This is a genomic window from Paenibacillus sp. FSL P2-0322, from assembly GCF_037975315.1.
GTDB lineage: Bacteria > Bacillota > Bacilli > Paenibacillales > Paenibacillaceae > Paenibacillus > Paenibacillus polymyxa_B.
Genome location: NZ_CP150243.1, coordinates 1,002,614 through 1,017,694 on the forward strand (window position 1 = coordinate 1,002,614; position 15,081 = coordinate 1,017,694).

15 protein-coding genes and 1 riboswitch are annotated in these 15,081 nt (G+C 43.5%); of the genes, 11 read left to right on the forward strand and 4 right to left on the reverse strand.

The genetic code is table 11. From position 1 onward, the window contains the following. Positions 1–151 precede the first annotated feature (151 nt). Positions 152–3,064, forward strand: a complete 2,913-nt coding sequence (locus tag MKY24_RS04585; RefSeq protein ID WP_339201478.1) for an S-layer homology domain-containing protein — start codon at positions 152–154, stop codon at positions 3,062–3,064. 107 nt (positions 3,065–3,171) lie between these two features. On the opposite strand, the gene MKY24_RS04590 is transcribed toward MKY24_RS04585, so the two are convergent. Continuing rightward, on the reverse strand, positions 3,172–3,846 hold the full coding sequence (locus tag MKY24_RS04590) for an NAD(P)H-dependent oxidoreductase (RefSeq protein ID WP_339201479.1): 675 nt from the start codon (positions 3,844–3,846) through the stop codon (positions 3,172–3,174). 143 nt (positions 3,847–3,989) lie between these two features. Here MKY24_RS04590 and MKY24_RS04595 point away from each other — a divergent pair, with 143 nt between their 5' ends. Together MKY24_RS04595 and MKY24_RS04600 are read left to right on the forward strand one after the other, a co-directional pair. Next, a complete protein-coding gene (locus MKY24_RS04595) occupies positions 3,990–4,382 on the forward strand; it encodes a helix-turn-helix domain-containing protein (RefSeq protein ID WP_023987122.1) in 393 nt (130 codons plus the stop codon). 191 nt (positions 4,383–4,573) lie between these two features. After that, positions 4,574–5,566 (forward strand): ABC transporter substrate-binding protein, encoded by a 993-nt coding sequence (locus MKY24_RS04600; RefSeq protein WP_339201480.1) that lies wholly within the window; start codon positions 4,574–4,576, stop codon positions 5,564–5,566. 120 nt (positions 5,567–5,686) lie between these two features. Here MKY24_RS04600 and MKY24_RS04605 read toward each other — a convergent pair whose 3' ends face one another. The 3 genes from MKY24_RS04605 to MKY24_RS04615 all read right to left on the reverse strand — a co-directional run bounded on the left by MKY24_RS04605 (position 5,687) and on the right by MKY24_RS04615 (position 8,914). After that, positions 5,687–7,189: a stalk domain-containing protein gene (locus tag MKY24_RS04605; RefSeq protein WP_076295786.1), complete on the reverse strand. Its 1,503-nt coding sequence runs from the start codon at positions 7,187–7,189 to the stop codon at positions 5,687–5,689. A gap of 226 nt (positions 7,190–7,415) precedes the next feature. After that, positions 7,416–8,051: a cyclodeaminase/cyclohydrolase family protein gene (locus MKY24_RS04610; protein ID WP_069081304.1), complete on the reverse strand. Its 636-nt coding sequence runs from the start codon at positions 8,049–8,051 to the stop codon at positions 7,416–7,418. Next, entirely contained in the window at positions 8,048–8,914 is an 867-nt protein-coding gene (locus MKY24_RS04615) for a bifunctional 5,10-methylenetetrahydrofolate dehydrogenase/5,10-methenyltetrahydrofolate cyclohydrolase (protein ID WP_023987125.1), read from the reverse strand. Before MKY24_RS04615 ends, MKY24_RS04610 begins: the two co-directional genes overlap by 4 nt. Positions 8,915–9,024: 110 nt before the next feature. After that, positions 9,025–9,109, reverse strand: a riboswitch (ZMP/ZTP riboswitch). Between the two features lie 213 nt (positions 9,110–9,322). On the opposite strand from MKY24_RS04615, the gene MKY24_RS04620 reads away from it, so the two are divergent. The 8 genes from MKY24_RS04620 to MKY24_RS04655 all read left to right on the forward strand — a co-directional run bounded on the left by MKY24_RS04620 (position 9,323) and on the right by MKY24_RS04655 (position 15,072). After that, positions 9,323–10,384 carry a fatty acid desaturase gene (locus tag MKY24_RS04620; RefSeq protein ID WP_023987126.1) on the forward strand — a complete coding sequence of 354 codons (1,062 nt, stop codon included), beginning with the start codon at positions 9,323–9,325 and terminating at the stop codon, positions 10,382–10,384. Between the two features lie 284 nt (positions 10,385–10,668). Continuing rightward, positions 10,669–11,214 carry a PadR family transcriptional regulator gene (locus tag MKY24_RS04625; RefSeq protein WP_068938576.1) on the forward strand — a complete coding sequence of 182 codons (546 nt, stop codon included), beginning with the start codon at positions 10,669–10,671 and terminating at the stop codon, positions 11,212–11,214. Continuing rightward, positions 11,198–11,689, forward strand: a complete 492-nt coding sequence (locus MKY24_RS04630) for a hypothetical protein (protein WP_233903831.1) — start codon at positions 11,198–11,200, stop codon at positions 11,687–11,689. The genes MKY24_RS04625 and MKY24_RS04630 overlap by 17 nt, the downstream gene beginning before the upstream one ends. 3 nt (positions 11,690–11,692) lie before the next feature. Continuing rightward, positions 11,693–11,815 (forward strand): hypothetical protein, encoded by a 123-nt coding sequence (locus tag MKY24_RS04635; protein WP_256026584.1) that lies wholly within the window; start codon positions 11,693–11,695, stop codon positions 11,813–11,815. A 119-nt stretch (positions 11,816–11,934) separates the two neighbouring features. Beyond that, positions 11,935–13,068, forward strand: coding sequence for a sensor histidine kinase (locus tag MKY24_RS04640; protein WP_023987129.1), 1,134 nt, complete (start codon positions 11,935–11,937; stop codon positions 13,066–13,068). Beyond that, positions 13,065–13,664: a response regulator transcription factor gene (locus MKY24_RS04645; protein ID WP_013308918.1), complete on the forward strand. Its 600-nt coding sequence runs from the start codon at positions 13,065–13,067 to the stop codon at positions 13,662–13,664. The genes MKY24_RS04640 and MKY24_RS04645 overlap by 4 nt, the downstream gene beginning before the upstream one ends. Before the next feature lie 146 nt (positions 13,665–13,810). Then, complete coding sequence (locus MKY24_RS04650) at positions 13,811–14,431, forward strand: deoxynucleoside kinase (protein WP_023987130.1); 621 nt, start codon at positions 13,811–13,813, stop codon at positions 14,429–14,431. Next, on the forward strand, positions 14,431–15,072 hold the full coding sequence (locus tag MKY24_RS04655; RefSeq protein ID WP_013308920.1) for a deoxynucleoside kinase: 642 nt from the start codon (positions 14,431–14,433) through the stop codon (positions 15,070–15,072). The genes MKY24_RS04650 and MKY24_RS04655 overlap by 1 nt, the downstream gene beginning before the upstream one ends. Positions 15,073–15,081: the final 9 nt, after the last annotated feature.

A 15,081-nucleotide genomic window follows, 5' to 3' on the forward strand; every position in this document is an offset into this window, starting at 1 on the left:
TTATTCCGATAATTCAAGTATATACAGTTTGGTGTTAATTGAAATGAAATCCGTTTGAAAACAAAAGAGATAATTTTCAGAGTTGAAACAGAAGTGCAGGTGGAAGTGACCTGATGCTATATCGTAAAGGAGGTGCAAGGATCCAAATAATATGAAATGTGAAAAAAAGTTAAAACAAATTAGGCAGTACATCGCTGCTTTACTGGCTGTTTGGTTGTTCTGTATACATACTGTGCCTGTTTTTGCAGACAGGGTCTTTAACGATATCGAACATTCCTACGCAGCTGATGCAATTGAAGCCATGGCTGCTCAAGGGTATGTTACGGGTTATCAGGATGGTAGTTTTCGACCTGTGCATTTTATTTCGAGGCAGGAATGGGCGAGCATTTTCGTTAAAACCTTAAAACGAACTTCGGTTAACAAAAGCGTTGCTTCTTTTAGTGATGTGTCACCGTGGGCTCTACCCTATGTGCAGACCTTGCAAGCAGAGAACATTACCAAAGGAGTTAGTGATCAGTTATTCGGTGCAAAGCATAATATGACCCGTCAGGATATGGCGGTGTGGTATGCCAGGTATTTCGGCGTTTCTGAAGATACCCGCGCTTCCGATAGATCCAGTTTTGTGGATCAGGCTGATATATCAGACTATGCACAAACGAGCGTATGGCTGATGGAACGGTTGGAGCTGATCGAGGGGGATACGAATCATTATTTCCATCCCAAAGAGTCTGTGAGACGGCAGGATGCTACACTGGTAGCATATCGGATATGGCTAGGCGGTGACGGTCTGAGAGAACGTGCTAAGCGTTTGCTGGAGTCATTAGGAAATGGAACTGCAATGACGAATCAGCCAGCCAGTCCAACGGAATCGAGGAAGATCGTGGTCGACCTGGCGCCGGAAATCAGTCACCAGCGTGCGAATCCGGAGATCGAAGAGCCTAAAAGCCATAGTCCAAGACCCGATCCACCGGTATCTCCGGTAACACCAACAGAGCCGAAGCCGGAACCGCCAATTATACGACCAGAACCTAGTCCCAAACCACCGGTGATACCACCAGTGACACCGCCAGTGATACCACCAATCATACCGCCAGTGACTCCGTCAGAACCACCGGATCATTCGTCGGATTTCGTGGTGGATGAGGTAGTAATCAAGGCGCCCGAGTTGGTCAATCAACCGGAAACGTATCCTTCGTATCAGCTGTCCTTTGATCTCTACAATAAAGGGCACTTGGTAAGCATTCCCGCTGTTAGCGTCACAAGTGTCACCTACACATTTAGTGATACATTAGGTGTATTTGATGAACATGGGAAAATTGCGCATTCCGAAAATATACCTGCTGCTGATGGTTATATTCCTGTAGAGATGGAAGTCACCATTGCTAAACCTTATCGGGTACTTAAAGCACAGACCAAGCTGATCGTGAGAGGGAAGACTCCTCCGGTAGAGGACCCGACTGTAATCAGGTCCGTATACTTGGCGACGTACACCATTTCACAGGCCACTACTCTAGACCCTACAGCCTGGAGCATGCCCTATGTATTTCAAAATGCAAAGGGAGAGGTCATACCGTCCGGTCTATTGCCGTCAGACTTGAAGCTTCGTATAGAGGATTCCAGAGGGATATTTGACGAGGATGGACATATTGCCAACCTGCATCTGATTCCTGCATTGAACTCTGTCATTCCATTCAAGATTGAGGTTGAATCACCCTCTCAGGGAATTCACTTCATATCCGATGCCGAGTTAACTGTAGTACCAGGAGCACGCAAAAAGCAATATTTTGCTATCTCCATGATGCTACAGGGAAAAGATGCGGGCAGTACGACCACGGTAGAGCAAATTGAGCAGTCGCGTCAATTGCTGATGGATCACTTTGGTACCAACTTAAAAGTGACGTGGGCCATGGAAAATAGATTTATTTTTGTGGAATCAAATCGTCCGCAGCTTAAAAAGGTTTTGGAATACGTGGATCAGTATGGCGATGAAGTCGGGATTTTGGATGGGTATCCGAATAATCTGTTTGATCTTCCTGAATGGGAAGCACAGATGAACGAGTGGTTGTATATGTATCGTTATAATGCCCTCAATGAGCTGCACCAATCTGGTTCGTTGGGATCACCTTCGGTGTTTGAAAGTATGGATACAGACCAATATCGGAAGTATCTGCCTAAATCATTGACCGGCTTTACGGTGAATCCTGAGCAGGCCCAATGGCTTAAGGATCATTTTAAGATTACCTCAGCGATGGGGTGGTCGGCTACACAGTATAATGTGAACAACATGTATGGTGAGGGTTCACCTTTGATGCCTTACTGGTCCCATAAGGATAATCCGATTGTTCCGGCACAGGGGCTTACAAATAATAGCGGTATCGTATTTATGAACTCGATTTCGATTGATCCCATCGGGTCGCGTTATACCAAAGATTCTTCACGCTGGACTCTCCATCCAGGTGATCCATATGTGACGGAAACGGATGCGGCACCACAACTGTATATAGCACAGCAATATTTAGATAACCCGTATCAACGTTTGAATACAGTAAATTACATGTCCATTATTTTGGATGTCAACTGGCTTGCCAAAAACCATAACATGTCTCAAATATGGGAAAACTTTGTGAAGCACTTCCCTGTTGACCGTGAGGTTGAGATTGTGGGCGTGGACGGGCTGAAACAGATTTATGAATCGATAGCTGGATTGAGTAATGATCATACGGAGTTTTCACTCATGTTTAGAGGCTCAGGTTTTAAGGCAGTTATGGACTCCAATAATTCACCAGCCAATCTGCGTTACTTGTGGACTGAAAACGCCTCACAGCGGATTATTTTATCCAAGGAGGATGGAGATGCGGCATGGTCCATTATTGACTTTACTGACTATACCCGAAATCCGGTTCCGAAGATGGCCTACAATCTGGGTAAGAACACAGATGTAAGCTATGTCACTGGAAGGAACTTTAAGCTGCATCCTACAGCTCCGTTAACAGCAGATGAAATTCAGCGCGTAAAGGATCGTTTAAAGGAAATCTATTTCGCGGAAGAAGTAACTTATAAGTAAGGGTTTGGAATGACAGAATTTTTAAGACTTGAGGTTTTATGAAAAGGGGGTGTCCCAACAGCCATGGAAATGGTTGTGGGACGCCCCTTTGTTTTAGAGAAAAGGTTTTACACCCATTCAATAACCTGATCTACAGATCGCCGAGTTTTGCCACGCGGTTCGTTGAGACGGTATCCAAATGCCACCATACAAGAAATACCGAAATGCTCGGCATCCATAATGCCTTCCTCGGAGAGGATGCGTTCGATTTCCTGTTTATTAAAACCTTCGATAGGGCAGGAATCAATGCCGATTTGAGCTGCGGCAGTCATCATGTTGCCCAGTGCGATGTAGGTTTGTCGGCAGCCCCACTCGAACAAGGCTCTTTTATTTTCCTCCAGCCCAAAATCTGATTTTAGAAAGGCATCATACACTTTCTCTCTGCCTTGAATCACTTCAGCGGATAATTGCTGCACGTTTTCCATCATACTCTTGATATAATTTGATGAGGCTACCATATCTTCAGGAAGTCTAGAGAGGATGAGTACAAAATGGCTGGCTGTTGGCAGTTGTTTTTGGGCCCCCCAAGAGTAAGGCAGCAGCTTCTCACGCATAGCGTTACTCTGAACGACAACAAATTTCCAGGGTTCAAAGCCAAACGAACTCGGGGATAAACGGCCTGTTTCAAGAATAAAGTCGAAGTCAGAATCGCTAACTTTCTTATGGCTATCAAATTCCTTCGTTGCATGTCTGAACTCGTATGCAGATAAGATTTGATCTTTAGTAGTAGTTAAGGTTTCCATCGTTATTCCACTCCTTATGGATGTGATTAAAATTGACGCTTACCAAGTAACATGCTTAATATTAGAATATACATGATCGTTTTTGAAGTACGCACATTAATGTGCTGTAGTATATAAAATGATACCAAGGAGGAGAAAAGCCTATGCGCAATCGGAAAGGCGGCTTTGGGGAATGTACCGCTGGAAATGATCAGGCGTGTCCTGTTGAGTACACGCTGGACGTGATTGGGGGCAAATGGAAAGGGATTATTTTATATCATCTCATGTATGGGACTAAGCGATTTAGTGATTTTCGGCGGATCTGTCCGGGAATTACCCAGCGTATGCTGACACTCCAATTGCGCGAGCTGGAAGAGGACGGAGTCGTTCACCGTGAAGTCTACCAACAGGTTCCTCCCAAGGTCGAATACTCTCTAACTGAATTTGGAAAAACGCTGATCCCGATTATTAACCTGATGAAGGATTGGGGAGAAGAATATAAAACAAAACAGCGATCACCAGAAAGCAGCCTCCAGCAACCTAGCCCCAATGTGTAGGTTTTGAGACGGCTCCACAAAGAAGACCTGGCCATCATTTTGGCAGGTCTTTTCATTTTAAAGTGAAATGATGCAAAGTTCGTTTTTCAGTTGACAGTAAGGACGACGCTTGATATATTTCTTACGATATTGATAATCATTATCATGTGTATCGGGAAGATCATCTTCACAATATATAGGGGGCTAATCAGTTGAAAAGAAAATCGTATTTTATGATGACAGCTATGTTACTTGTATTGTCTGTATTCATCAGCGCTTGCGGCGGAAATAATAATGGAAGTAATCCGGCTTCATCTTCAGGAGATAAGCAAGAGTCGGCTACTACTGGAGAGACTAGAAGCTTTAAAACGGTTAAAGGGGATATTCAAATTCCTGCGAAGCCACAGCGCATTGTAACGGATTTTTACGGTGGAGAATTGCTGTCCGTGGGTGCTAACGTGGTGGGTGTGGAGCCAACTGCGTTTCAAAATCCTTTTCTGACCGATTTGCTGAAGGAAAAAGGAACCAAAGAGGTGGGTGATCCGACCAATTTGGAAAAGACGCTGGAACTCAAACCCGATCTGATCGTGGTTATGAAGGATACGAATTATGAGGCTTTGTCTAAAATCGCACCTACCCTGTATATTCCGTACGGTACGACGACTAATATCTATGATACGGTCAAGCTGTTCGGCGATATCACCGGGGAAAAGGAGAAGGCTGAGCAATTTATTGCTGCATTTGATAAAAAGGCCGCTGAAGGTCGCGCACGTCTTAAAGGTGTGATTGACGAAAAGGCAACTTTCGGTCTGTATGAGCTGACGGACAAGCACGCACTTTGGATCTTTGGCGACAATGCGGGGCGGGGCGGACAAGCCGTGTACAATGCGCTTAAACTGAATATGCCAAAGAAAACAGCTAACTCCAAGGAACAAACGGTGCAGCTTTCGATGGAGGTATTGCCACAGTATGACGCAGATTATATGTTCCTGACTACGTATGACCCGGAGAAAAAGGGTGACGCGCTCAAGCAACTGAAATCGTCCGCTGTGTGGGGGAATCTTCCTGCGGTGAAGAACAATAGAGTGTTCTTTAACGACTTTGATACGTATTATCGCTATGATCCAATCGCTATTACTGGACAAATTGATATGATCGTAGATATGCTGGTCGAAAGAGAAAAAGAGAATAAAGTTAAACAATAGGTGTGAGATTCTGCGTTGTGACGAATTGTCCAAAACAGATGGGAAGTCGCATAATACACGCAGTATATAGCATAAAAAACCAGTCCAACATGAATCATGTTTGGACTGGTTTTTTATTTACTATTTCGTCGTAATTTCGATAGTATCTTCTTTTTGTATCCAATCTACCTTGGCCCCCAGCGTTTCGCTGAGTAGCCTTAGTGGAAGATAACCAATTCCATTCACCATGAAGGGCGGATTGGTGAGTTTTACGGCTTTACCGTTCACTTTTGTTTGGCTGGTTTTGAAATTTACTTCTAGAGAGACAGGATGGTCTTCTGTCTTAGACTGATTCATATTCGCTATTTTGCTGTTGAAATCATAAGCGATCTCGGCCCCCAGTTTGTCAAAAACAGAACGAAGGGGAATAAAAGCCTGCCCGTTGCGGGTAATGGCACCATTACTCAGAGGGACAGGCGAACCATTGAGACGGACAAGAATCGGTTTTTGTACAGGAACTGGTGAACTATAAAGAAACTCATAGTCCCCTATACCGAGCTGCGCGTGTTTGTTGACACCCCAGCCCCATAGGGCGCCATCTGCTTTTTGCATGATTACGTGCCGTGGACCTGCTTTGATGTTTTGAATATTTTTAGCAAGTAATGTAAAGGGGGCGTTGGATGGTAACTTTTCACCATCTAGAGACGCAACATATACATTCCCAGCAGTGGTTAGGGCAAGTATGGAGCGTTCGGCGAAAAAGGCGTCTTTAACATCCTTTACTCCTGTTAATAGTACAGGAGTATTTTCGTTGTGATAGGTTGTATTATCTGAGTAACCTGTAACTGTAGCACCCCAGAACCATAGCCGACCTTGCTGATCAATCGCGAGATTGGAATACCTATTGGCCTTGATTGTCTTGATATCCGATAAGGCTTGAATTTGCGATACGGATAGAGTTTCGGACGGAGTTGCATTTTTATCAAATTCTTTGGGCCACGTCCACACGGTGCCATCTTTTTTTAAGGCTATGTTTTTAGCGATTGATGTAATATCCTTTAATGATGAAATAGGTTCGAAGCCCTGCAAGGCTTTTGTATTTTTCCATACACTGCCGTCTTTCTTTAGAAATATCCAGCGTTCCTCATAATCCGGTCTTTCCTCATAGTAACTATCTATATTGGCAACCTCTTCGAGGCCAGATAGGGTTTGAAAAGGACTAGAGATGTTTCCATTGTCGAGTCGATCAGCGGAAGATATGCTGCCTTCGCTGCTCAGAGCGAGCACATGATCATTCAAACTACTTACAGCTGCGAGGTTCTGTAATCCTTCCAGAGGAACGAATTTCACGGATTCAGCAATATTATTTCTAGGCACATACCAAGCAGAGTGGTCTTGTAAGGAAAATACCAGATCGCCCTCGTTGATGATATTAGAAAATGTTTTTACAACGTCCGACTTACCCTCTACACGAGTCGGTACGGATTGATTATAGCCCCACAGCCACAAGCTTCCATCGGATTGAATCAGACTCCCAGAATCATAGGAACGAATATGGGATGTAGACTCCTTTTCGTTCGCCCACGCGTTAGAACTGAATAACAATAACGTGATTATACTGAGTAATAGAGTCCGTCTTTTCATACGATTTTCCTCATTTCTGATCAATGTGTATAAGATAAAAAATGATACCTTCGAGAATATCCCCCTATCCATAGACGTATATAATATAGAAAAGTTTTCCAAAATGTATGAATTTCAATAAAATAACCTCCAAACCCACGATTAGAGATGGATTTGGAGGCTATTTCTTTTAACGAGTAAGCAGAAATATGTTGGTTGGAACAGGTTAAACGCGGTTATGAGCAGACTAATTCGCTATTCGACTGCGCACCATCAACAAGGTTTGGTCTTTGATTTGTCCGATTTCACGGATGAGTGCGGCTGTCTTGGTCTCATAGGAGTATTTGACATCCAAGTCTTTCAGCGAAGCAAGGTTAATGTCGACGGTAAGCAGGGCAGATTGAGCTGCTGCTTCGAACAGGATCGCGCCGATGCCAAGATCCGAAATCACATTTTTATTGGACATTTCCACAATGTTATAGGCTTGCGATAATCCGTCCCGGCATACTTCCAGCAGGCGCATGGGTACCTCAATGGCAGCGATCACCGCTGTCTGTAAGGAATGGGTACGATAGCGCTTTTCTTCGTCTGTTTCCTTGGGCAAACGCAGCGCGGTCATGTACTGTTCAAAGGATTGGATGTCTGCGACCATTAGTTCCTCACAATGTGTAGACAATCTTCCCATGCTGCTAATGACGTCCGTGATTTTTTCATGGATGTGCGCATATTTTTCTCCTTGTGAAAGGTTGGCGGTCATGGAGGTCATAGCCGCGCCTAGTGCCGCAGCTAGTGCGGATACACTTCCTCCGCCGGGGGTAGGCGCTGCACTTGCAGCCTCTTTCAGAAAATGTCCGATGGAATTGTTCCAAGACAGTTCACTCATGAATAGACCACCTCTCTGGAGTAGTGTTGCAGATGTATCGCTTTGAGCAGATTTTTGTACAAAATCGCAGTCGTTAAGGTGCCGACACCGCCGGGAACCGGAGAAATGGCATGTACCTTTTCACCCACGTTTGAAGCAGCGTCACCCACGATTTTTCCTTCCAGTGTCTCGTTAATTCCTGCATCCACGAGAATCAGACCGGGATGGACCATATCCTGCGTAATCACATCAGGGCATCCGACTGCGACGAAGGCAATGTCTGCATGGCTCAGATGCTCTGCAATATCACGCGTACCTGCATGACAGGCGGTAACGGTGGCATTTTCTCTTTGCAACATGTGGAAAAGGGGAAGTCCCACTGTCTGCCCGATGCCCACGAGCGTGACATTTTTGCCTGCCAAGGTGTGACCGTAATGCTTGAGCAGCTCGATACAGGCTTGAGGTGTTGCGGGATATAGTCCGGCGTCACCTGTTACGGTAGCCAGCTTGTTATCAGGTGTTATTCCATCAATATCCTTGTAGGGGGCGATGGATTGTTTAATAACGGAGGCAGAAAGATGTTGGGGAAGCGGCAGTTCCAGCATAATGCCATGTACATGGGATGCATCGTTCAGACTGCCGATCAGGTGCAGTAGCTCGGCTTCGCTAACATGACGATCAAAAGTATGGAGATGAAATGAGATGCCCAGCTTCTCCGCTATTTTTTGCTTGGTCCGGGCATAGTATGCAGATGCCGGATCGCCTTCTACCAATAGGGTCGCCAGATGGGGACGGTGTCCTTGCTGCTTCATTTTTTCTACCTGTGAACGGATCGTTGCATATACTTGCTCAGCTGCTTCTTTGGATTTCATGATTATAGCCATAGTCCGTGCCTCCTCTGAATTTATCGCATGATTTATCAACAGGGTGTCATGGTCTTAAAACGAAAAAAAGTATTTGCACAAGGTCGTCAAGACAGACGAATCCTCTGCAAATACTTCTCCCAGGCGAACGGTACGCTTTTTTTGTATGCTCCCTCGTGGTTCATTCCACTGACTTCGCCAGTCACATACAGCGTTATTATGTCTTATATTTTAACAAATAATCCTCAGAAAAGAAACCCGCGAACATTTGGAAAACGGGTTGTGTTACTTGTCTATATGACAAATGTCATATACCCGAGCTGACGTTTATGACTACAGCGCCTAGAGGCTTTACCTTATACTGAGATTAGATCAACATGTACGCCTAACAGGATCAAGGTATAGGCGTCATTTTAAAGGAGGATCATAATGAGTATGACACAACTCCCATTAGCCCAATTGAAAAAAAATATGGCTCCCTACGAGAAAATAAACACAAAATCCAGCGTTCTGCAACTCATCAATACCTTGGGTCCACTGATCCTATTGTGGTATGCTGCTTATCTTAGTCTGTCGGTTTCGTACTGGCTGACACTTCCAATTGCCATTGTTGCATCGGGGTTTGTGGTACGGACATTTATTATTTTTCATGATTGTGGTCATCAATCCTTCTTCAAAAGCCGCAAGCTGAACGACATTGTGGGAACGATTACAGGTATTATTACGCTCTGCCCTTATCACCAATGGAAAAATAGTCACGCAATCCACCATGCAACCAGCAGTAATCTGGATAAAAGAGGCACAGGTGACATGTGGGTGCTTACGGTAGAAGAGTACACAGAGGCTTCCACATGGACACGGCTGGCCTATCGCATATATCGAAATCCTTGGGTTATGTTTGGACTAGGTCCGATCTATACTTTTTTGATTTCCTATCGGTTTAATATCAAGACAGCCAAACGCAAGGAAAAAATGAACACCTATGTGACGAATATATCCATCGTTGCCTTGTATGCACTGTTGTCATGGGCTATTGGATGGCAGGCCTTCCTTCTCGTACAGGCACCTATCTTTTTTGTATCTGGTATGTTGGGAATCTGGCTGTTCTATGTACAACACCAATTTGAGGATTCGTATTTTGAGCACGATGAAGAGTGGAGCTATATTAATGCGGCCGTAGAAGGCAGTTCTTACTACAAGCTTCCTAAAGTATTGCAATGGATTACGGGCAATATCGGATTTCATCACGTTCATCACTTGAGCCCAAAAGTGCCAAATTATAATTTGGAAAAAGCACATGAAGCGACACCGTTACTTCAAAAGGCGACCACGATCACAGTAAGTAGCAGTCTGCAATCTTTGAAGTTCCGACTTTGGGATGAAAATACGAAAACCTTTTTGACCTTTAAACAAGTGAGGCCGCTCCTCAGCAAACGTGTTGCAGTTACGAAACCCATCCCTACACCTGTTGTAAGCACAGAAAGAAAATAACTTTGTACAAAACTTTTCTGAAGAGATGTTGAAAAATTGCAGTTTACTTTGAGAAATCTAAAGGGATAACATCCTTTTAGATTTTTTTGTTTATATTGAAAATGCAGTACTTTCATTCTTTGTTTTAGCAAGCGCTATTGACAAATCGATTGTCAACCTTTACATTCTATATATCGAAACGATATATATCGATTATATATAAATTAGCTACATGTAAACAGAGATAAGTTCCCTTTGATTTCAGAAGGATAATTCACTATGCCAGGAAAGAAGGAATAGATTTTATGTTGATTTATGTAATACTTGGGTTCCTCTGCGAAAAGGATATGACAGGATATGAAATCAAGCAGAAGATGACGATAAGCACTTCCAACTTTATTGATGCCAGCTTCGGAAGCATATATCCTATGCTGAAAAAAATGGAAAAGGGGGAGCTTATCAAGTATGAAGAAGTGGTAGAGGAAGGCAGATTCAAAAAATCATATGGTATTACGGAAAAAGGGAAGAGTGAATTTATAGAATGGTTAAAAACACCATGTACTTTTTCCCCTTTTAATTACGAGTATTTGAGTAAGCTTTTCTTCTATAAATATCTTGACGACATTGAGGTTGTTCGTTTGATTGCCAGCTTTCAAACTACTGTCGCCTGTGAATATAACAAGCTTGCCTTGATAGAAGAGAAGCACGTTCATGAGATGGGTGTATATGAGCACGCGACGTTGATGTTTGGCAAAGAATATTTTCAAATGATTATGAATTGGCACGATGAACTCACAAGAAAAATTACAGGAAAGAAGGATAATGAAGATGAGAATGACAAAGAAATTTAAATTGCAGATTGCAGCTAAAAATGTGGATTTATACAAATGGGTAACTGAGATGACTCCAGCTGAATATGAATCATTTTCAAAAGCTCACAAGGCAATGGGCAGTTATTTTGAAGATGGTGAATTCTATATGGTTAATGTGGAAAATATGGGGAATGAGATGATTGTTCAGCACTATCAATTAAAAGAGCACACAAAGGATCATTTGCGTTTCTACTCTGACAAGACAGAAGCATATATATGGCGATGGATACCCGCCATCGTTGGAGTTCCATGGGAAATGAAGATCACGCCTGTTGATAACAACTCTTGCGAATTTAGTTGTACGATTGGAGCGGACTTTCCATCTCGGCTACTGGCTTTTGCAGCATGGATAAATGGTTTTGGTGGATTCTTTATGAGAAAACATTTAGCCGATGAGGGCGGAAAATTTGCTAAAGATATAGAAAAGAAATTTAATAACGTTAGGTATGTATAATTCATGAACGAGCTGATCAGAAATATAGACCAGTCCCATTTCAAAGCACGATCTGGTGCAGTGGGTGGAGTGTACAGCGAATGGCTTAAGTTTGAGATCAGTTCCCGCAAAATGGACGGCTTCTAATCAAAGTGTTCATTTGCGGTTCACAGGAAAGGCTTTACCTTTGGTGCTTTCGAGCAGACGAAACAGTGGTATGATAAGATAAGGGATATAAGTCATGTGAAGTAGAAGAGGGTGGCAGAATGCAAAAGTGGTATCAGATTTTCCAAAGAAATACAGGGCTTAGTCCTTATGTGTGGGTCGTCTTTTATATCCTGCCCTTTTACTACTTTAGCTCTTCATCTACAAGTCATATTATTCTGGGTACTGCTATTATTTTGGTATTCTTTGCATGTTATGTACTGGCTTTTGTCTCAAAAGGCTGGCTCATATACTTTTGGACCAGTGTACAGATTGCCATATCGATTACCATGACACTGCTGTTTAGCTATATGTATTTTTCCATATTTATCGCCTATCTGATCGGTAATATTAAAAGTAAGGCTGCATTTACGACGCTGTATATCATTTTAATGGTTATTACGATTGGATTGATCAATTACGGTTTTGTATCTCAGAATCCCGTTTTTATTAAACAGATTCCTTTTATCCTGCTCAATCTGATCGGTGTGATTCTCCTTCCGATTACGAATTTTAATCGCAACAAAAGCGATCGGCTCCAAGTCCAATTAGAGGATGCCAATAAGAAAATATCGGAATTGATTAAGCTGGAGGAACGGCAAAGAATTGCGCGTGACCTGCACGATACCTTAGGTCAGAAGCTGTCACTCATCGGGCTGAAGAGCGATTTGGCGGGCAAACTGATGGATCAGTACCCGGAGCGTGCTCATGCTGAAATTAACGATGTTCGTCTCACGGCGAGAAGCGCGTTAAAAGAGGTGCGGGAAATGGTTACTCAAATGCGAGGTATGCGACTAGAGGATGAGCTGTTACGTATTCGGCAGATCTTAAAGGCTGCTCACATTGAATTGACCTTGGAGGGCGACCCGAAGCTGGAGCATACATCATTAATGAATGAAAATGTACTTAGTATGTGTATGAAGGAAGCAGTGACAAATGTGGTTAAGCACAGTGGAGCCACCGCTTGCTCCATCACTATTGAGCCGTCTCGTAAGGAACTAACTCTTCGGATTCAGGATAATGGAGTCGGTGCTACGAGAGAAAATGGAACCCTTCGTGGAAATGGCCTGCAAGGAATGAAGGAAAGGCTCGAATTCGTGAACGGATGTATGGAGCTGCGCTCAGATCAGGGAACGACCTTGGTCATTAAAGTGCCCAATATCCCTGAAAAGCCGAATGAGGAGGTGGGGCCATGATTCGAATTGTTATTGCAGAAGACCAGCGTATGCTGCTGGGTGCTCTAGCCTCCCTGCTAGACTTGGAAGAGGACATGAAAGTAGTCGGAAAAGCAAGCAACGGGGAAGAAGCTATAGAACTGGTGAAGCTGCACCAGCCGGATATATGCATTATGGACATCGAAATGCCGATTAAGAGCGGATTGGATGCGGCTGAGGAACTCAAAGCCTTGAACTGCAAGGTACTGATTTTAACTACGTTTGCTCGCCCCGGGTATTTTGAACGAGCGATCAAGGCGGGGACACACGGTTATCTGCTCAAGGACAGTCCCAGTGAAGAGCTGGCTTCCTCCATTCGAAGTATTATGGCAGGTCGACGTATTTACGCTCCAGAACTGGTCGATGATGCTTATGCCGAAGTCAACCCGCTAACAGAGCGTGAAAAGACCGTTTTGGCGCTTATTGCTGACGGAAAGAATACAAAAGAGATTGCTGGTGAACTGTATTTAACGACAGGGACGGTGCGCAATTATATTTCAGTCATTCTCGATAAGCTGGGTGTCAGTAACCGGATCGAGGCGATTACACGTTTTAATGAAAAAGGTTGGTTTAAGTGAGAAACAGGGACGCTATGAAGCAAAATGTAGCGCTCTGTTTTTTTTGTTTTATCCATAGATTTGGTATGCCTTTAGCGTACTACCTTGTGATACAATAGGATAGTTGTCCACAGGATGGACTGGAGTACAAGGAGGAGCAGAACTGCATGAAACAAGCCCCATTTATAGCCGTTGAAGGGCCAATCGGAGCAGGTAAAACGACGTTGGCTTCGATGCTTTCAACCGAGCTACATTTGCCGATAATCAAAGAGATTGTCGAGGAGAACCCATTTCTCGATAAATTTTATCAAAATATAGATGAGTGGAGTTTTCAGCTGGAAATGTTCTTTCTCTGCAATCGGTATAAGCAGCTGGAGGATACTGGTCTGCAATATATCGAGAAAGCTCAGCCCGTTATTTCTGATTATCATATCTACAAGAATTTGATTTTTGCTGAACGTACGCTTAAGGGTGTGAAGCTCGAAAAATATCGTCAAATCTATCATTTGCTCACAGATGATATGCCTAAGCCGGACATTATCATTTATATTAAAGCAGATTTGGATACCTTACTGGGGAGAATTCGCAAGCGTGCACGCTCTTTTGAACAGGAGATGGACCCCGCCTATCTGGAGCAATTGATCATAGATTATGATAAAGGCATTCAGTTTCTCGCTGAACAGTCCCCTTCCCCTCGTATATTGACCGTGAACGGGAATGAAATTGATTTTGTAGAAAACCAGGCACAATTTAAACAAATTGTTTCCGATGTAAAGGAGCTTATATAGTGAATAATTACAACATTCCTGCGAATGCCCTGATTACGGTAGCGGGTACAGTGGGTGTAGGTAAATCCACGCTGACTGGTGCTTTGGCCGGACGCCTTGGATTTAAAACCTCTTTGGAGCAGGTCGATCATAATCCCTATCTGGAGAAATTTTATCACGATTTCGAAAGATGGAGCTTTCATTTGCAAATTTATTTTCTCGCGGAACGCTTCAAGGAACAAAAGAATATTTTCTTGTCTGGTGGAGGCTTTGTGCAGGATCGTTCTATTTATGAGGACACAGGCATTTTTGCGAAAATGCATGCCGATCAGGGAACGATGAACCCTACCGATTATGAAACGTATACTAGCCTGTTTGAGGCGATGGTGATGACACCGTTTTTCCCGCACCCTGATGTGTTGATCTATTTGGAAGGCAGCTTGCCCTCCATACTGAGTCGGATTGAGGAGCGCGGTCGCGAGATGGAGATCCAGACCGAGCGTTCTTATTGGGAGCAAATGCATCGCAGATATTCCAATTGGATCAACGAATTTGATGCCTGTCCTGTACTGCGTCTGAACATTGATGAATATGATGTACACGACCCAGCTTCCATGGATGCCATTTTGGAAGAAGTAGGAAAAGTAATATCAAAAAAATAGAGATATAAC